Annotated in this window: 11 protein-coding genes and 1 pseudogene; 4 read left to right on the forward strand and 8 right to left on the reverse strand. The window is 66.9% G+C overall.

Annotation, left to right across the window (positions count from 1 at the left end):
• Positions 1 to 183: 183 nt before the first annotated feature.
• Entirely contained in the window at positions 184 to 1,758 is a 1,575-nt protein-coding gene (locus ROV95_RS01190; protein WP_134730114.1) for a sensor domain-containing diguanylate cyclase, read from the forward strand.
• 34 nt (positions 1,759 to 1,792) lie between these two features.
• Here the strand turns inward: ROV95_RS01190 and ROV95_RS01195 are convergent, their stop codons facing one another.
• The 8 genes and pseudogenes from ROV95_RS01195 to ROV95_RS01230 form a co-directional block, all read right to left on the reverse strand.
• Complete coding sequence (locus ROV95_RS01195; RefSeq protein WP_134730138.1) at positions 1,793 to 2,683, reverse strand: energy transducer TonB; 891 nt, start codon at positions 2,681 to 2,683, stop codon at positions 1,793 to 1,795.
• A 61-nt stretch (positions 2,684 to 2,744) separates the two neighbouring features.
• Positions 2,745 to 4,475 carry a bifunctional isocitrate dehydrogenase kinase/phosphatase gene (gene aceK, locus ROV95_RS01200; RefSeq protein WP_312542388.1) on the reverse strand — a complete coding sequence of 577 codons (1,731 nt, stop codon included), beginning with the start codon at positions 4,473 to 4,475 and terminating at the stop codon, positions 2,745 to 2,747.
• Positions 4,476 to 4,638: 163 nt separating this feature from the next.
• Positions 4,639 to 4,860, reverse strand: a pseudogene (locus tag ROV95_RS01205) (hypothetical protein); the annotation flags it as partial.
• A 152-nt stretch (positions 4,861 to 5,012) separates the two neighbouring features.
• Complete coding sequence (locus ROV95_RS01210) at positions 5,013 to 7,235, reverse strand: NADP-dependent isocitrate dehydrogenase (protein ID WP_312542391.1); 2,223 nt, start codon at positions 7,233 to 7,235, stop codon at positions 5,013 to 5,015.
• Positions 7,236 to 7,594: 359 nt separating this feature from the next.
• Positions 7,595 to 8,107: a hypothetical protein gene (locus tag ROV95_RS01215; RefSeq protein WP_061478184.1), complete on the reverse strand. Its 513-nt coding sequence runs from the start codon at positions 8,105 to 8,107 to the stop codon at positions 7,595 to 7,597.
• Positions 8,108 to 8,150: 43 nt separating this feature from the next.
• A complete protein-coding gene (locus ROV95_RS01220; RefSeq protein ID WP_005419771.1) occupies positions 8,151 to 8,444 on the reverse strand; it encodes a LysM peptidoglycan-binding domain-containing protein in 294 nt (97 codons plus the stop codon).
• A gap of 214 nt (positions 8,445 to 8,658) precedes the next feature.
• The gene (gene queF, locus ROV95_RS01225; protein ID WP_019660849.1) at positions 8,659 to 9,477 is read right to left on the reverse strand and encodes an NADPH-dependent 7-cyano-7-deazaguanine reductase QueF; all 819 of its coding nucleotides are present in this window, start codon (positions 9,475 to 9,477) and stop codon (positions 8,659 to 8,661) included.
• A gap of 555 nt (positions 9,478 to 10,032) precedes the next feature.
• Positions 10,033 to 11,352, reverse strand: a complete 1,320-nt coding sequence (locus tag ROV95_RS01230; RefSeq protein WP_164145377.1) for a M20 family metallopeptidase — start codon at positions 11,350 to 11,352, stop codon at positions 10,033 to 10,035.
• Positions 11,353 to 11,537: 185 nt separating this feature from the next.
• Between ROV95_RS01230 and ROV95_RS01235 the strand changes: the two genes are divergently transcribed.
• The 3 genes from ROV95_RS01235 to ROV95_RS01245 all read left to right on the forward strand — a co-directional run bounded on the left by ROV95_RS01235 (position 11,538) and on the right by ROV95_RS01245 (position 19,244).
• Positions 11,538 to 12,782, forward strand: a complete 1,245-nt coding sequence (locus ROV95_RS01235) for an efflux RND transporter periplasmic adaptor subunit (RefSeq protein WP_019661485.1) — start codon at positions 11,538 to 11,540, stop codon at positions 12,780 to 12,782.
• Positions 12,783 to 12,856: 74 nt separating this feature from the next.
• Complete coding sequence (locus tag ROV95_RS01240; RefSeq protein ID WP_019661486.1) at positions 12,857 to 16,090, forward strand: efflux RND transporter permease subunit; 3,234 nt, start codon at positions 12,857 to 12,859, stop codon at positions 16,088 to 16,090.
• 31 nt (positions 16,091 to 16,121) lie between these two features.
• The gene (locus ROV95_RS01245; RefSeq protein WP_019661487.1) at positions 16,122 to 19,244 is read left to right on the forward strand and encodes an efflux RND transporter permease subunit; all 3,123 of its coding nucleotides are present in this window, start codon (positions 16,122 to 16,124) and stop codon (positions 19,242 to 19,244) included.
• Positions 19,245 to 19,538: the final 294 nt, after the last annotated feature.

Raw genomic sequence — 19,538 nt, forward strand, 5'->3', positions numbered from 1 at the left:
GCCTGCCGCTCGCTGCGGCAGGTTTTTTTTTGCCTGCAGGGCGACCTGTTTCACTTTGCCGCCTCCGACTTTTGGCGATAATTCGCCCCATACCCTGCCCCCCGAGGGCCTGGCCACCGATTCCCGCTGTCGCCCCTTCCGGAGAACCGGTCGGGTCCAGCCTCCTGCCGGATCCGTCGACGCATGCGAACGCTGTCTCCCCGCCTCAACCTGGGCAAGCTGATCCTCGCCCTGGCCCTGCTCAGCGCCATCATTGCCCTGGCCAATACCCTGCTGGCCAGCTACCGGGTGCAGCGCGACCAGCTGGTCGGCAATACCCTGGAAGCCAACCGCGTCTATGCCACCAAGCTGGCCGAGACCACCCAGAACTTCCTGCTGGCCGCGCAGCAGGAGTTGGCCTACGCCGCCACCCGGCTGGGCCAGAGCAATCTCGATCCGGCACAGGCGCAGGACGAAGCCAGCCGCCTGCAGTTGCAGACCAACAGCTTCAATTCCTCGCTGGTGGTCGATGCCGATGGCCTGGTGATCGCCACCTCGCCACAGACCCTGCAGTTGCAGGGCGAGATCCTGCACAGCGTCGGCAACAACGCGGCACTGGCCGCGCGCCAGCCGATGATCAGTGACCCGTACCAGTCGGCCACCGGCAAGCTGCTGGTCTCGCTGTCGCACCCGATCTTCGACCGCCAGGGTCGCTATCGCGGCTACGTCAGCGGCACCCTGTACCTGCGCCAGCGCAGCGCACTGCACACGCTGCTGGGCAAGCACTACTACCGCGACGGCTCCTACCTGTACGTGGTGGACCGCAATGGCCGCCTGCTGTACCACGCCGATGGCAAGCGGGTCGGCGACTACGTGGTCGGCAACCCGGCGGTGAAGGCAGTCGTGCGCGGTGAACGCGGTGCGCAGCAGGTCCGCAACAACCTGGGCGTGTCGATGCTGGCCGGCTATGCGCCGGTACCGGCCACCGGCTGGGGCATCGTCGCCCAGCGGCCGACCGAGGCCACGCTGCAGCCATTGTCGCGGTTGATGACCGCGGTGATCTGGAACGCGATCCCGCTCGGCCTGCTGTCACTGCTGGTCACCTGGTGGTTCGCCCGCCGCATCTCGCTGCCACTGTGGCAGCTCGCACGCAACGTGCAGGGCGGCGAAGACACTGGCAATGCGATCAGCCACGTCAGCGGCATCCGCGCGTGGTACTTCGAGGTCGCCCAACTCAAGCAGGCAGTGCTGCACAGCTTCAATGCCCTGCAGGACCGTATCGGTACGCTCAACCGTGCCAGCCGTACCGACCCGCTGACCGGCCTGCTCAACCGCCGCGGCCTGCAGCAGGCGCTGGACGCGCTGCAGGTGCAGGGCATCCCGTTCGCGATCCTGGCGCTGGACATCGACCGCTTCAAGTCGATCAACGACAGCCATGGCCACGACGTCGGCGACGCCGCCATCGTCCACATCGCCGACCAGATGCGCCGCTATTCGCGCGACAGCGACATCCTCTGCCGCGCCGGCGGCGAGGAATTCCTGCTGCTGCTGCCGGGCATCAGTACCGACTCGGCCCGCCAGGCCGGTGAACGCCTGCGCCAGCATATCGCCGATCACCCATTCGAACCGGTCGGCACCATCACCGTGTCGCTGGGCGTGGCTCACTTCCCCAGCTTCCATGTCGACGCCGAGCAGGCATTGCGGCTGGCCGACAAGGCGCTGTACATGGCCAAGGAACAGGGCCGCAACCGGGTGGTGGTCTACCCGTACGCCGACTGACGCGGAGCCGGGCTGCCCGGCTCCGCAGCGGGTCTCAGCTCTGTTGCAGCGGGGTCAGCAGGCGCAGGCCGCGCTTGGCGCCGTCCACCATGTAGACGCCGCCTTCCGGCAGCAGATCGCTGCCGGCCTGCTCGACCGGGTCAGCCTCGTGCCACGGCACGCTCTGCCGCGGCCCCGGAATGAAGGCGCGCCAGCGGCCATAGCGTTCCGCCTCTGCATTGGGATCATGGTTCAGGGCGAAGTTCACCGGGATGCGAACCGTCCAGCTGTCCCGGGTGCTGTCCTCGCCGGTGGTCGGCGGCTTGAAGGTCCAGGTACGGGCGGTGCTGACGCTGGCTCTGGCCAGGATGTCGCGCATCTTGGCCAGGGTCCGCTCGGACGCGACCACAGCCATGTTCACCTGCTCGGCGGCCACGTCGGCCACTGTTCCGTCGCGCGCCACCTTGACCAGCAGCAGCACCTCACCCTGGCCACCGTTTCGGTAGGCCGCCTCCGGGTAGCGCGGCGGTGTCATGTGCAGCGGGGTCACCGAATCAGTGGCCTTCGGATCGTACTCGCTGAAGTCGACACTGGTCATGCTGATTTCATAACCGCCATCGGCCGCAGCCTTGCCGCGCAGGCGAACGCGCAAAGGGGCCCGCGTGGCCACCGCCTGGCCAGCGCGCAGCGTGGGCTCGAAGCGCCAGCCCCCGATGGTGCCTTCGACGAAGGAGGCGATGCCCGGGGCGACCATGGCTTTCTGGTCCAGCACCAGCGAGCTGACAGCGCCCTCCGGCGTGACCTCGATATGACCGGACAGCACCATGCTCATTTCCGCAGTCGCACGTACAGCACGTGCGGTCTGCGCAGTGGCGTCACCTGCAAGCAGGGGGGCGCCGGCACCGACGGCCAGCGCGAGGGCGAGAAACAGTGGGGAACGCATCATTGCCGGATCCTTGGTGATGAACAGCGAGCGTACCTCAGTCCCAATACCCATGACAGCCGGCTCAGGCCAGCCGGTGTGCACCCGCATAGGGCGGCGTATCCGGATAGTCCCCTCGTGCGAAGCGTTCCTGCAGGCCCTGCCACCAGCCCGGGTCGAACAGGTGCCGGTAGTGCTCGCGCACCGCTGCCAGCTCTGCAGCGGGCAGGCCCATGAACGGGCCGAAGCGCTCGGGAAACACGTCGCGCGGACCAACATGGAACCACGGCTCGTCGGACATCGCTTCCTCCGGTGTACGCGGCTGCGGCCAGGCGCGGAACACGCAGTCGCTGACCAGGCACAGCTCGTCGTAGTCGTAGAATACGGCCCGCCCATGCCGTGATACGCCGAAATTCTTCGGCAGCATGTCACCGGGGAAGATGTTGTTGCGCGCCATGTCGGTGATCGCCTGCGCATAGTCGAGCACCGCCGCCCGCACCGCCTCCGCGCCCTGCTCGCGCAGGTACAGATTCAAGGGACGAAAACGACGCTGCACATAGCACAGTGCGACTTCGACCTCATCGCCATCGATGCGTACGCTCTGCGCGCACTGCTGCAGCAGTTCATCCAGCAGGGCCGGCGCGAAGCGCTCGCGCGGGAAGCGCAGATGACGATACGGCTGTGCATCGAGCAGGCGGCCGACACGATCGAGGTTGAACACCAGCGCGTACTTCTCTTCCACCTGCTGTCGCGACATCGCCTTGGGCCACGCGAAGCGGTCGCGGATCAGCTTGAACACCAGCGGGTAACTGGGCAGGGTAAACACCGCCATGACCATGCCCGGCGTGCCTTCGGCGGGGACCAGCCGCTCCTGCGGGTGCTCGCTGAAGTGGCGGAAGAAGGTGCGGTAGCGCTCGGTCTTGCCCTGCTTGGCGCGCCCCAGCACCGTGTAGATCTCATCGATGGGCTTGCCCGGCAGCAGGCTGCGCAGGAACACCACGGCATCGCCCACCGTGCCCAGGTCGGCCTGGAAGTAGCTGCGCGACACGCCAAACAGATGGGCGACATCACGGCGCCGGGTGAGCACCGCATCGGCTCGCAGCCCGCGCTCATCGTTGACCAGCGCGATCACGCAGGGCGAGAAGCGATGCTCACCGAACACGCGGCCAACCAGGTAGGCGCGGCGCTCGCGGTAGAACACCGTGTCGAGCAGTTCAATGCTGCGCACCGGCGTGTCCCCCCAATGGGCGAGGTCGTCCTGCAGGCGCACGGCAATGGCCGCCGCGCAACGCAACTGGTGCGCGTAGGGAATGTCGAAGCGGTAGTCGGCCAGCACGCGTTGCAGGGCCTCCACCGGCCGCGTCGGCGAGACCGCGTAGGTATGCCGCGCGACGGGATGGGTGATCGCATCGGACGGCTCGACGTCGAAAGCGATGAATTCCAGCGCCGGGTCCACGCCGCGGGTAGCGAACAGGCGCCGCGACAGCGTGTTGTAGAAGGTCTTGTACAGCTCGGCGTCGATCAGGCCCTGCAGTAACGCGCTGTAGCCGGCGTGCACCTGCAGCCACAGCGCGCGCTCGCCGATCGCGTCACCGGCGAGGCGGCGCAACGCATCCATCTGCTCGGCGATGCACAGATCGTAGAGGGCGATGCGCTCGACTGCATCCTGTCGCGCACCGGCCCAGTCGCGCTGCTCGAAACGCTGCCGCGCACGAGCGGTGATCGCCGCAAAGCGGGCGTGGTACTGCTCGAAGCCAGCGTGGATGGCGCCAGCGATGCGCGACGCCAGCTCGGCATCGATATCAGGCTTGGACATGCGTAGCTAACCCGGGGAGGACCGGCTTCACCATACGCTGGCGTGTGCGATGCCGTCGAGCGCGAAGGTAGTGCCGGCCGCTGGCCGGCAGCACCTGGACCGGCGTTGGATCCATGCGGATGCCGGCCAGCGGCCGGCACTACCGTCTCAGATCGCACTTCTTCGCCACCGGGCGCATGATGTGGTACGCCTTGCCCAGCGAGATCAGGATGTCCTCGATGCCGTCGTTGAGGTTCAGCGACGCGGCGGTCTTCATCTTGGCGCGGATCACTTCGGTGTTGCCAGCGGCCGCCACTTCCATGTCCATGCCGGCACCGGCCTCGCCCAGCAGCATGCCGCTTTCGTAGTCGACCAGCACCACGGCCTGCGCGCCGTCGATACCCATCAGTGCGTTCAACGCGACGACCGACGGATGTCACGGTTTTATCGCGCGGGATCAGATCCCTTTGCAGGGCAAAGGGATCTGACCTCCAAAAGCCCAAAAAAGAAACCCGCGCCGAAGCGCGGGTTCCGGGGTCACGACCGAACGGCGACGGATCAGCCGCGCAGCTGCTCCAGCGCGGCATTGAAGGTCGCGCTCGGGCGCATCGCCTTGCTGGCCTTGGCCACGTCCGGACGGTAGTAGCCGCCGATGTCCACGGCCTTGCCCTGCACCGCGACCAGCTCTTCGACGATCTTCTGCTCGTTGTCGGTCAGCGCCTTGGCCAGCGGGGCGAAGCGCGCCTTCAGGGCGGCGTCTTCGTCCTGCGCGGCCAGGGCCTGGGCCCAGTACAGCGCGATGTAGAAGTGGCTGCCACGGTTGTCGATGCCACCCAGCTTGCGCGACGGCGACTTGTCGTTGTCCAGGAACTGGCCGTTGGCTTCGTCCAGCGCCTTGGCCAGCACACGGGCAGCGGCGTTGTCGTAGCGGTTGCCCAGGTGTTCCAGCGACGCGGCCAGGGCCAGGAATTCACCCAGCGAATCCCAGCGCAGGTAGTCTTCCTCGACGAACTGCTGCACGTGCTTCGGAGCCGAACCACCGGCACCGGTCTCGAACAGGCCGCCACCGGCCATCAGCGGCACGATCGACAGCATCTTGGCGCTGGTGCCCAGCTCCATGATCGGGAACAGGTCGGTCAGGTAGTCACGCAGCACGTTGCCGGTCACCGAGATGGTGTCCTCGCCCTTGCGGATGCGGTCCAGCGAGAACGCGGTGGCTTCCACCGGCGGCAGGATGCGGATGTCGAGACCGGCAGTATCGTGGTCCTTGAGGTACTGCTCGACCTTGGCGATGACCTGCGCGTCGTGGGCACGGGCGGCATCCAGCCAGAACACGGCCGGGGTGCTGCTCAGGCGGGCGCGCTCGACGGCCAGCTTCACCCAGTCCTGGATCGGCGCGTCCTTGGTCTGGCACATGCGCCAGATGTCACCGGCTTCGACGGCATGCTCGAACACCACGGTGCCAGCATCGTCGGTGACCTTGACCACGCCATCGGCGGCGATCTGGAAGGTCTTGTCGTGCGAGCCGTACTCCTCGGCCTTCTGCGCCATCAGGCCGACGTTCGGCACCGAACCCATGGTGGCCGGATCGAAGGCACCGTGCGCCTTGCAGTCGTCGATGACGGCCTGGTACACGCCGGCGTAGCAGCGGTCCGGAATGACGGCCTTGGTGTCCTGCAGCTTGCCTTCGGCATTCCACATCTTGCCGGAGTCGCGGATCATCGCCGGCATCGAGGCGTCGACGATCACGTCGCTCGGCACGTGCAGGTTGGTGATGCCCTTGTCCGAGTTGACCATGGCCACGCCCGGGCGCTGTGCGTACTCGGCAGCCAGGTCGGCTTCGATCGCAGCACGGGTGGCTTCCGGCAGCGACGGCAGGCGCGCAGCCAGGTCACCGATGCCGTTGTTGGCATCGAAACCGGCCTGCTTCAGCACGTCGGCGTGCTTGGCCAGCACGTCCTTGTAGAACTCGTTCACCGCCACGCCGAACATGATCGGGTCGGAGACCTTCATCATGGTCGCCTTCAGGTGCAGCGAGAACAGCACGCCCTGGGCCTTGGCATCGGCAATCTGCTCGCCGATGAACGCGGCCAGTGCCTTGCGGCTCATCACGGCGGCATCGACGATCTCGCCGGCCTTGACCGCGGTCTTTTCCTTCAGCACAGCGGTGCCGCCGTCATTGCCGTGGAAGGTGATCTTCAGCGAACCGGCATTGGCCAGGGTGGCCGACTTCTCGCTGCCGTAGAAATCACCGGCGGCCATATGCGCGACATGCGACTTCGAATCCGGCGCCCAGGCGCCCATGCGGTGTGGGTGCTTGCGCGCGTAGTTCTTCACCGACAGCGGTGCACGGCGGTCGGAGTTGCCTTCGCGCAGCACCGGGTTCACCGCGCTGCCCTTGACCTTGTCGTAGCGCGCCTTGTAGTCGCGCTGCTGGTCGTCGGCCGGGGTTTCCGGGTAATCCGGCAGCGGATAGCCCTGGTCCTGCAGTTCCTTGATGGCCGCCTTCAGCTGCGGCACCGAGGCGGAAATGTTCGGCAGCTTGATGATGTTGGCGTCCGGGGTGGTCGCCAGCTGGCCCAGCTCGGCCAGGTCGTCGCTGACCTTCTGCGCGTCACTGAGCAGTTCCGGGAACTGCGACAGGATGCGGCCGGACAGCGAGATGTCACGGGTTTCCACCACGATGCCGGCCGTACCGGTGTAGGCGTCAACGATCGGCAGCAGCGACTGGGTGGCCAGGAACGGGGCTTCGTCGGTCAGCGTGTAGAGAATCTTGGACATGGGGGACTTGGACTCTGTAGCAGTGCTCAGGGGAAGGCCGGCGCCAGCGCCGGGCCACGTGCAACCGTGTCGCGCGCGGGGCCGGGCCCCACGCTTTCCCCCGTCGCCGTCAGGGTGGGCGCGCGGCAGGGGAAACCCCTGCATTGTCGCGTTTTCAGCCGCGCGGGGCAAAGCCACGCCATACGCGACGGTACTGCATGCCGGCAACGCTGTGATCCATCCACGCCTGGATGAAGCTCGCCCACAGCATCAGTGGATCCACGCCATGCGTGGATGAAGCCGACCATCGCCCAATAAAAAAGGACGCAGCCTCGCGGCTGCGTCCATCGTGAGCCCTGCCGGGAGAGAGTCGGCAGGACTTACTTGACCTCGAACTCCTGCGGCGTTCCGGCCGCCTTGCCATCGACGGTGACTTCGGCGCGGTACTTGCCGGCCGGCCAGCCCTTTGCATTCTTGAAGGTGACGTTGGTGGTTTCCGCACCGCTGGTGTTCAGCGTGGCATTCTGTTCGCCGGCCACCTGGCCGTCCTGGTAGGTCAGCTTCGCGCCAACGTTGACATTGTTTGCCGCACCGTCGGTCTTGACCGAGACGATGATGTCGTCCTTCGGTGCGAACAGAGCCGTCGTCGCAACCGACTTGTCGGCGGCGGCGGTCTTTCCGACCGTGACCGACGAGACGCTGACAGCAGCGGCTTCGGCCATCGGCGGCGGCGCGCCGGTCATCGGGGCCGGTGCTGCCGGTTCGGCCGGAGCGGTCGCTGCCGGAGCGGCATTGTTGTCGGTCGACTCTTCTTTCTTCTTGCAACCGACCAGGGCGACGCTGCCCAGCAGGGCGGCGATCAGGGCGGTCTGGAGCGGGGTGGTCTTGATCATTCGGGGTTCCTCCCAGGGATTGTCGGACGGCGTTCTGGCCGGCTTACTTCGGCGGCAGTTTCAGGGTCTGGCCCGGGAAGATCTTGTCCGGGTCATCAAGCACATCGCGGTTGGCTTCGAAGATCTTCTTCCAGGCATTGGCGTCGCCCAGATGCTGCTTGGCGATCTTCGACAGCGAGTCACCCTTCTGCACGGTGTAGGTGCCGCCGCTGACAACGTCTGCGGTGCTGTCCACCGAAGCGCTGACGCCGGAGAAGTCCGCCTTCGGCACCTGCTCGGCGGTACTGTCGACACTGCCACTGACGCCGGAGAAATCGGCTTTCTTCTCGGTACTCATCCACAACTCCCGTCTGCATGACTACGTGATTGGCACGGTGCCATGGCGGTTGTTAAATGGGGATGGTGCAGATGTGAAGCCGGCCCCGGGGGCGGCTGAACAATCGGGGGAATGGACACCCGGTAGTGCCGGCCGCTGGCCGGCTGTGCCACGGGATCCGGCCTTGGCCGATTGCCGGCCAGCGGCCGGCACTACCGGTAACCGCCTGCGGCGGTTACTGCCGCAGCTCGCGGTAGGTCGCGGCCGGGGCGACGATGCCCGGGCTGGCACGCCAGGGGTTGATGTCCAGGCCACCACGGCGGGTGTAGCGGGCCTCAACCTCCAGCCAGTGCGGCTGGCAGCGCGCGGACACCTCGCTGAAGATCCGCTCAACACACTGCTCGTGGAACTCGGCATGCTCGCGGTAGCTGACCAAGTAGCGCAGCAGGCCGGCGCGGTCGATCTTCGGCCCACGGTAACGCAGGCTGACCGTGGCCCAGTCCGGCTGGCCGGTGACCGGGCAGTTGGACTTCAGCAGCGCCGAGACCAGAGTCTCCTCCACCACCTCGCCCGCATCGGCGGCGAGGAAGTCCGCCTGCGGCGGGCCGTAGCAGTCGATCTCCACGTCCAGCCCGTCGATGGATTCGCCAAGCGGCGTCTCTTGCAGCTCCGGCAGGCCGAACTCCACCTGGACCGGCGCACCGGCGCAGGCCGACAGATCCGCCACGATGCGCGCGCGCAGCGCCTCGGCGCTGTCGATGCGGGTGCTGTTGAGGGAGTTCAGGTACAGCTTGAACGACTTCGATTCGATCAACCGCGGCGAGGTGCACGGCACCTGGACGGTGGCGACGGCGACCTGCGGCTTGCCACGCGGGTCGAGCCAGCTCAGCTCGAAGGCGTGCCAGCGGTCGTGGCCGACGAACGGCAGCGCGCCGTCATCGAGACCGATCTCGGCGCGGGCGCCGCTGCGGGGGATGGGAAACAGCAGGCCGGGATCGTACTGCGACGGGTAACTGACCTCGCGACCGAGGCTGGAATCCTGTGGGGTGTTCATGGGGGGCATTGTATCGCGCGGACGGCGGGCCTTCGGCCGGGCCGGCCAACGGCGGAGCCCCTCCGTGGTGGTTGTATTGGGATGATCGCGAAAGGCGGTCTATCGGCTTGGCCGGGGTGGGCAGGCGGGTCGGGGGACGCCGTAAACCCGTCCATGGGGGATTGGCCGCGGCATCCATGCCGCAGACACCCCCGCCCCGCCTGCCCACCCGGCCCCTGACAGTTCCTTGCACGCGGCCACCACCACGGGAAAGATCAGAAAATCAAGATCAAAAGCCGATTCTTCAGACGTTCACGACGCCTGCCGTGTCGACCAAGGTCGACACCCACCAGAAGCAGAGTGTCGTTCCGACAGCCCGCGGGAAACTGTCGAAGGCGGGGCGGGTCCGGTGGCAGGGGCGTGAGCCGCATGGATGCGGCGACCGAGCTTACATGGACGTACTTGCAGCGTCCCCTGCCACCGGACCCACCCCGCCATCCCTCAGGAAACCAGCTTTTGCCGTTGACGTGGCTTTGGTCTCGGCGGGTGCAGGGCTGCAAGCCCTGCCGGAAACCCTCACCCCGCCGGAGTGCCGGTACCGTGCAGGTAATCCAGGCTCACCTGCAGCAACGCGCGCAATCCCACATCCAGCGCCTTCTCATCCAGCAGGAACTTCGGCGAATGATTGGCCGGCGCCGTCGCCGGGTCGATGCCCACGCTGGTGGAACCGACGAAGAAGAACATGCCAGGCACTTCCTTCGCGTACAGCGAGAAATCCTCCGCGCCCATCTGAAGCGGTGGCTCGTACACGTTGTCCTTGCCCACCACCGCCTGCAGGCTCGGCAGCATCTTCGCGGTCAGCGCCGGGTCGTTCACCGTGGCCGGGTTGCCCTCCGATTCGTAGATGTCGGTCACCGCCTTGGCACCGTGCGCGGCGGCCGTGTGCTCGGCCACGTTGCGCAGGTCGGCGAAGATCTGCTGGCGCATCCCTTCGTCGAAGGTGCGGATGGTGCCGACCATCTCCACTTCATCGGGAATGATGTTGTAGCGGATGCCGCCGTTGATTGCGCCGAAGGTCAGCACCGCCGGTTGCTTGGACAGGTTGGCACGGCGGCTGACGATGGTCTGCGCGGTGCCGACCAGATCGGCGGTGGCGACGATCGGGTCAACACCGTTCCACGGTGCCGAGCCATGCGTCTGGCGCCCGATCACTTTGATGCCGAAACGGTCCGAGGCGGCCATCAACGGGCCACCGCGCACCGCGATCTGGCCGGCCTGCACGCTGGAGAACACATGCAGGCCAAACACCGCCTCCGGCTTGAAATCGGCGAACAGCCCTTCCTTCAGCATGAGTGCGGCACCGCCCTCTTCCGGCGGCGGCGCGCCCTCCTCGGCCGGCTGGAAGATCAGCATCACCTGGCCCGGCAGGTCCTTCTTCATCGACACCAGTGCTTCGGCCACGCCGAGCAGCGTCGCGGTGTGCGCGTCGTGGCCACAGGCATGCATCACGCCCACGGTCTGCCCGCGGTACTGGTCAGTGGCCTTGGAAGCGAACGGCAGGCCGGTCTGCTCGGTCACCGGCAGCGCGTCCATGTCCGCGCGCAATGCGATCTTCGGGCCCGGCTTGCCGCCTTCGATGATCGCCACCACGCCGTGGTGGGCGATGCCGGTCTTCGGCTTCAGGCCCATCGCCCGCAGGCGCTTGGCGACTTCGGCCGAGGTACGCACTTCGCGGTTGGACAGCTCCGGGTGCTGGTGGAAATCACGACGCCACTCGATCACCTTGGACTGCAGCCGCTGCGCGGCGGCGGTCACTTCCGGGCGCTGCCCGTCCTGGGCGTGGGCAAGGGCCGGCAGGGCCAGCAGCAGGGCGGACAGCAGCAGCGAACGGCGCATCACAATCTCCACGGCAGGGGGTTCCAGCTGAATGTAGGGCAACACTGCCGCCACGGGAACCTCCGGCGCGGCATCCGGTCTTAGCGCCCGTCCCATCCGTCATGCAGGAAACGTGATGTGGCACAGGTATGCTTTGCGCATTGCCCCCGGGTCGCGCCCGGTCCAGCCCTTTTGGAGTCCTCGTAATGTCACGTGTTTGGAAGATCGTGCTGCTGGTCGTGGCAGTGCTGGTGCTGGCCGTGGTCGGCCTGCGGGTCATCGGCGGCGGCAAGGACGAGGCTGGAAAACCGGCTGCGGGCGCACGCCAGGGCGGCGAAGACCCGGATGCGGGCCCGGTGCCGGTGACCGTGGTCGATGCCACCCGCCAGGACGTACCGGTGTACGCCAGCGCGCTGGGCACGGTGACCGCAATGAATACCGTTACGGTCAGCCCGCAGGTCGGCGGCCAGCTGATGAGCCTGAATTTCCGCGAAGGCCAGGAAGTGAAGCAGGGTGATGTGCTGGCGGTGATCGATCCGCGCACTGCCCAGGCCAGCTATGACCAGGCCGCGGCAGCCAAGCGCCAGAACGAAGCCCTGCTGGCCACCGCGCGCTCCAACTACCAGCGCTCCAACGCGCCGGAATACCGCCAGTACGTCGCCAAGACCGATCTGGATACACAGCGAAACCAAGTGGCACAGTACGAAAGCGCAGTCGCTGCGAACGAGGCCAGCATGCGCTCGGCGCAGGTGCAGCTGCAGTACACCCGGGTCACTGCGCCGATCTCCGGCATCGCCGGCATCCGTGCGGTCGATGCGGGCAACGTGGTCAACGCCGGCACCGCGCTGGTCACGCTGACCCAGATCCATCCGATCCACGTGCTGTTCAACCTGCCCGAGCGCCAGCTGGGTGATGTGCGCCAGGCACAGGCCGCCGGCACGGTGCCGGTGGCCGCGCTGGACCGCGCCGACTCGCATGTTCTGTCCGGCGACGGCAAGCTGGACGTGGTCGACAACCTGATCAGTGCGGACAGCGGCACGTTCAAGGCACGTGCGGTCTTCGACAACACCGACAATGGCCTGTGGCCGGGCCAGTTCGTCAACGTGCGCATGCAGCTGCGCACGATCGCCGGTGGCGTGGTCATCCCGACCCAGGCGGTGCTGCGTGGCCCAGATGGCGAATACGTCTATGTCGTGCAGGGCGACAACACGGTGAAGATGCAGACCGTGCGCAGCGGCGTGGAAGTGGGCGACAGCCAGGTGCAGATTGCCGAAGGCCTGAAGGGCGGCGAGCGGGTGGTCAGTGAAGGCCAGTTCCGCCTGAAGCCGGGCAGCAAGGTCACCGCACTGAAGCCGGGCCAGACCCCGGCCGCACCGACCGAGGCCGAGCTGAAGGCGGCCGAGCAGAAGAACGGTGGCGGCGGTGGCCGTCGCGGTGGTGGCCCGCGCTGAGCGCAGGCGACTGTTCTCCCTCGCGCCGGCATGCTCGTCGGCGCCGACATTGAAGTGCCAGCAAGGATCAGTCCGTGGGCTTTTCGACGATCTTCATCCGCCGCCCGATCGCCACCTCGCTGTTGATGGCGGGCCTGTTGCTGCTGGGCATCCTCGGCTACCGCAAGCTGCCGGTGTCGGCGCTGCCGGAAATCGATGCGCCCAGCCTGGTGGTCACCACCCAGTACCCCGGCGCCAACGCCACCACCATGGCCTCGCTGGTCACCACGCCGCTGGAGCGCCAGTTCGGGCAGATCTCCGGGCTGGAGCTGATGACCTCCGACTCGTCGGCCGGGTTGTCCACGATCATCCTGCAGTTCTCGATGGACCGGAACATCGACATCGCCGCGCAGGACGTACAGGCGGCGATACGCCAGGCCACCCTGCCCTCGTCGCTGCCCTACCAGCCGGTCTACAACCGGGTGAACCCGGCTGACGCGGCCATCGTTACCTTGAAACTGACGTCTGACACGCGTCCGCTGCGCGATGTCAACAACTACGCCGACTCCATCCTGGCCCAGCGCCTGTCACAGGTGCAGGGCGTCGGCCTGGTCTCGATTGCCGGCAACGTGCGCCCGGCCGTGCGCATCCAGGTCAATCCGGCGCAGCTGTCGAACATGGGCCTGACCCTGGAACAGCTGCGCAGCGCGCTCACCCAAGCCAACGTCAATGCGCCCAAGGGCTCGTTGAACGGCAAGACCCAGTCCTACAGCATCGGCACCAACGACCAGCTGGCCAGCGCCGCCGAGTACCGCGACACCATCATCAGCTACAAGAACGGCCGCCCGGTGCGGCTGTCGGACGTGGCCGAGGTGGTCGATGGCGTGGAGAACGACCAGCTCGCCGCCTGGGCCGATGGCAAGCCGGCGGTGCTGCTGGAAGTGCGGCGCCAGCCCGGTGCCAACATCGTGCAGACGGTCGAGCGCATCCGCGCGATCCTGCCGCAGCTGCAGGGCGTGCTGCCAGCCGACGTGCACCTGGAGATCTTCAACGACCGTACCGAGACCATCCGCGCCTCGGTGCACGAAGTGCAGTTCACCCTGATCCTCACCATCGGCCTGGTGGTGGCGGTGATCTTCGTGTTCCTGCGCCGGTTGTGGGCCACGATCATTCCCTCGGTGGCGGTACCGCTCTCGCTGGCCGGCACTTTCGCGGTGATGGCCTTTGCCGGCATGTCGCTGGACAACCTCTCGCTGATGGCGCTGGTGGTGGCCACCGGTTTCGTGGTCGACGATGCGATCGTGATGATCGAGAACATCGTGCGGTATATCGAACAGGGCAAGAGCGGCAAGGAAGCGGCCGAGATCGGTGCACGCCAGATCGGCTTCACCGTGCTGTCGCTGACCATCTCGCTGGTGGCGGTGTTCCTGCCGCTGCTGCTGATGCCCGGTGTGACCGGCCGCCTGTTCCATGAGTTCGCCTGGGTGCTGAGCATCGCGGTGGTGCTGTCGATGCTGATCTCGCTGACGCTCACCCCGATGATGTGTGCCTACCTGCTCAAGCCCGATGCCCTGCCCGAGGGCGAGGACGCGCATGAGCGCGCGGCGGCGGCCGGCAAGCAGAACCTGTGGACGCGCACCGTCGGCCTGTACGAGCACAGCCTGGACTGGGTGCTGGGCCACCAGCGCCTGACCCTGGCCGTGGCCGGCGGCGCACTGGTGCTGACCGTGCTGCTGTACGTGCTGATCCCCAAGGGCCTGCTGCCCGAACAGGACACCGGCCTGATCACCGGCGTGGTGCAGGCCGACCAGAACATCGCCTTCCCGCAGATGGAGCAGCGCACCAGGCAGGTGGCCGAAGCGCTGCGCCAGGATCCGGACGTGACCGGCGTGTCGGCCTTCATCGGCGCCGGCAGCATGAACCCCACGCTCAACCAGGGCCAGCTGTCGATCGTGCTGAAGGAACGCGGCGAGCGCGATGGCCTGGAGGAGATCCTGCCGCGCCTGCAGAAGGCAGTGGCCGGCATTCCGGGGGTGGCGCTGTACCTGAAGCCGGTGCAGGACGTAACCCTGGATACCCGTGTGGCCGCCACCGAGTACCAGTACTCGCTGTCGGACGTGGATTCGGCGACGGTGGCGACCCAGGCCACGCGCCTGACCGAAGCGCTGCGCAAGCGCCCGGAACTGGCCGACGTCGACAACAACCTGTCCAGCCAGGGCCGCGCCCTGGAGCTGAACATCGACCGCGACAAGGCCAGCGTGCTGGGCGTGCCGATGCAGACCATCGACGACACGCTCTACGATGCGTTCGGCCAGCGCCAGATCTCGACCATCTTCACCGAGCTCAACCAGTATCGCGTGGTGCTGGAAGTGGCACCGGAGTTCCGCACCAGCACCGCGCTGATGGAACAGCTGGCGGTCGCCTCCAACGGCGCCGGCGCATTGACCGGCACCAATGCCACCAGCTTCGGCCAGGTCACCTCCTCCAACTCGTCCACCGCCACCGGCATCGGCGCGCAGAACACCGGCATCACGGTCGGCGCCGGCAACATCATTCCGCTGTCGGCGCTGGCCGAAGGCAAGGTGAGCAGCGCACCGCTGGTGGTCAGCCACCAGCAGCAGCTGCCGGCGGTGACGGTGTCGTTCAACGTGGCGCCGGGCTATTCGCTGTCCGAAGCGGTGCGAGCGATCCAGGAGACCAAGGACAGCCTGGACATGCCGGCACATCTGCATGCCGAATTCATCGGCAAGGCAGCCGAGTTCACCGGCAGCCAGACCGATGTGGTGTGGCTGCTGCTGGCCTCGCTGGTGGTGATCTACATCGTGCTGGGCGTGCTCTACGAGAGCTACATCCACCCGATCACGATCATCTCCACCCTGCCGCCGGCCGGTGTCGGCGCGCTGCTGGCGCTGATGCTGTGCGGGCTGAGCCTGTCGGTGGATGGCATCGTCGGCATCGTGCTGCTGATCGGCATCGTCAAGAAGAACGGCATCATGATGGTCGACTTCGCGATCGAGGCGCGCCGCGCCGGTGCCAACGCGCATGACGCGATCCGTCGCGCCTGCCTGCTGCGCTTCCGCCCGATCATGATGACCACCGCCGCAGCCATGCTCGGCGCACTGCCGCTGGCGCTGGGCACCGGCATCGGTTCGGAGCTGCGCCGCCCGCTGGGTATCGCCATCGTCGGCGGCCTGCTGCTGTCGCAGCTGGTCACGCTGTACACCACGCCGGTGATCTACCTGTACATGGAGCGCTTCTCCGAGTGGCTGGCGCGCCGCCGCGAACAGCGCGCGCTGCGCAATGGTTCGCTGCAGGAGCCGCAGGCATGATCCACGCCCCGCTGCTGCGGGAGGCCGCACGATGAACCTGTCCGGCCCTTTCATCCGCCGCCCGATCGGCACCGCGCTGCTGGCCATCGGCTTGTTCATGGTCGGCCTGATCTGCTACCTGCGCCTGGGCGTGTCGGCGCTGCCGAACATCGAGATCCCCGTGATCTTCGTGCACGCCAGCCAGTCCGGCGCCGATGCGGCAACCATGGCGTCCACGGTCACCGCACCGCTGGAACGCCACCTCGGCCAGCTGCCGGGCATCGACCGCATGCGCTCGTCGAGCTCGGAAGGCAGCTCGCTGGTGTTCATGATCTTCCAGAGCGGCCACGACATCGATTCGGCCGCGCTGGACGTGCAGACCGCGATCAACTCGGCGCAGGCCGACCTGCCCTCGGGCATGGGCTCGCCGATGTACCAGAAGGCAAACCCGAACGACGACCCGGTCATCGCCATTGCGCTGACCTCGCAGACGCAGTCGGCCGACGAGCTCTACAACGTCGCCGATTCGCTGCTGGCACAGCGCATCCGCCAGATCAGCGGCGTGGCCTCGGTGGATATCGCCGGTGCCTCGACGCCGGCCGTGCGCGTGGACGTCAACCTGCGCCTGATGAACGCGCTGGGCCTGACTGCCGATGATCTGCGCAACGCCGTACGCGCAGCCAATGTCACCTCGCCCACCGGCTTCCTCAGCGATGGAAATACCACCACCGCGATCATCGCCAACGATTCGGTCGCGCGTGCAGCCGACTTCGCCGACCTGGTGGTGAAGACCCAGGGCGATGGCCGGGTGATCCGCCTGAAGGACATCGCCAACGTCTATGACGGCCAGCAGGATGCCTACCAGGCCGCCTGGTTCGACCACAAGCCGGCGGTGGTGATGTACGTGTTCACCCGCGCCGGGGCCAACATCGTGGAGACCGTGGACCGGGTCAAGGCGCAGATTCCCGCGCTGCGCGACTACCTGCAGCCCGGCACCACGATGACGCCGTACTTCGACCGTACGCCGACCATCCGCTCGTCGCTGCATGAAGTGCAGATTACCCTGCTGATCAGCCTGGCGATGGTGGTGCTGACCATGGCGCTGTTCCTGCGCCGGCTGGCGCCGACGCTGATCGCCGCCGTAACCGTGCCGCTGTCGCTGGCCGGTGCGGCGCTGGTGATGTACGTGATGGGCTTCACCCTGAACAACCTGAGCCTGCTGGCGCTGGTGATCGCGATCGGCTTCGTGGTGGACGATGCGATCGTGGTGATCGAGAACATCATGCGCCATCTCGACGAGGGCATGCCGCGCATGCAGGCGGCACTGACCGGCGCGCGCGAGATCGGCTTCACCATCGTCTCGATCACTGCCTCGCTGGTGGCGGTGTTCATTCCGCTGCTGTTCGCCAGCGGCATGATGGGCGCGTTCTTCCGCGAGTTCACCGTCACCCTGGTGGCGGCCATTGTGGTCTCGATGATCGTCTCGCTGACGCTGACCCCGGCGCTGTGCAGCCGCTTCCTCAGTGCGCACGACCACAGTGCGCCGCCGTCGCGTTTCGGCCGCTGGCTCGATGCCGGCCACGAGCGGATGCTGCGCATCTACACCGTGTTCCTCGACTTCTCGCTGCGCCACGCGCTGCTGCTGTCGTTGACGCCGTTGCTGCTGATCGCCGCCACCATCTTCCTGTTCGGTGCAGTGAAGAAGGGTGCGTTCCCGCCGCAGGACACCGGCCTGATCTGGGGCCGGGCCAATTCCAGCGCCACTGTTTCCTTCGAGGACATGGTCAGCCGCCAGCGTCGCATCACCGACATGCTGATGGCCGACCCGGCAGTGAAGACCGTGGGCGTTCGCCTGGGCAGCGGCCGCCAGGGGTCGAGTGCGCAGTTCAACATCGAGCTGAAATCGCGCAGGGAAGGCCGTCGCGAAACCACCGCGCACGCCCTGGCGCGGCTGAGCGCCAAGGCCGACCGCTACCCCGACCTGCAACTGCGCCTGCGCGCTATCCAGGATCTGCCCAGCAATGACGGCGGCGGCTCAAGCCAGGGCGCGCAGTACCGCATCTCGCTGCAGGGCAACGACCTGGCATCACTGCAGGAGTGGCTGCCGAAGCTGCAGGCGGAGCTGAAGAAGAACCCGAAGCTGCGCGACGTCGGCACCGACGTGGACAATGCCGGCCTGCGCCAGAACATCCAGATCGACCGCGCAAAGGCCGCGCGCCTGGGCATCACGGTGGGCGCCATCGACGGCGCGCTGTACGGTGCGTTCGGCCAGCGCCAGATCTCCACCATCTATTCGGACATCAACCAGTACAGCGTGGTGGTCAATGCCCTGCCCTCGCAGACCGCCACCCCGGCGGCGCTGGATGAGGTTTACGTGCGTGCGCGCAACGGCGACATGGTGCCGATCACCGCGGTGGCCACCCAGGTGCCCGGCCTGGCACCGTCGCAGATCACCCATGAAAACCAGTACACGACGATGGACCTCAGCTACAACCTTGCTCCGAACGTGAGCATGGGCGAAGCCAAGGCGATCATCGACGCCACCGTAGCCGGCATGCGCATGCCCGGTGACATCCGCCTGGCCGACGACGCGGGCTTCGGCTTCAATTCAGATCCCAGCGACATGCTGATCCTGGTGTTTGCCGCGATCCTGACCGTCTACCTGGTGCTGGGCATGCTCTACGAGAGCCTGATCCACCCGGTCACCATCCTGTCCACGCTGCCGGCGGCGGGCGTCGGTGCGCTGCTGGCGTTGTTCGGCACCAACACCGAACTGTCGGTGATCTCGATGATCGCGCTGGTGCTGCTGATCGGCATCGTCAAGAAGAACGCGATCATGATGATCGACTTCGCGCTGGTGGCGCAGCGCGAGCATGGGCTGGCGCCGCGCGAGGCGGCACGCGAGGCCAGCATCGTGCGCTTCCGTCCGATCATGATGACCACGATGGTGGCGATCCTGGCAGCGGTTCCGCTGGCGATCGGCCTGGGCGAAGGGTCCGAACTGCGTCGTCCGCTGGGTATCGCGATGATCGGCGGCCTGCTGTTCTCGCAGAGCCTGACCCTGCTCAGCACGCCGGCGCTGTACGTGATCTTCTCGTGCCTGGCCGAACGCTGGCGGGCCCGTCGCGCGCGCAGGCGCGAAGCGAAGCTGCTCAAGCGCGCGCAGCGGGCGTAGAGCGGCCCATCCACGCATGGCGTGGATCTACGGGGGTAGAGCCGGCCACTGGCCGGCTTTCTCCGTACGGCGAATCTGCCGGCCAGCGGCCGGCACTACCGTGGATGCGAATGGTGGGTACGGACCGTGGGCGCGGACCGTTGGTCCGCACGCCTCCAGGTTTGACGTGCCGTAACGAAAAGAGAACAATTCTCATCCAGCCACGGTCCTGCGCCCCGTTGCGGCGCCCCGCTGCCTTCCCCGGCCAGCCTGCGTGATCCCAGCCACTGCCCCTTCCCCCACCCGTGGGCGGAT

This window comes from Stenotrophomonas maltophilia group sp. msm1, assembly GCF_032025805.1.
Taxonomy (GTDB): domain Bacteria; phylum Pseudomonadota; class Gammaproteobacteria; order Xanthomonadales; family Xanthomonadaceae; genus Stenotrophomonas; species Stenotrophomonas hibiscicola.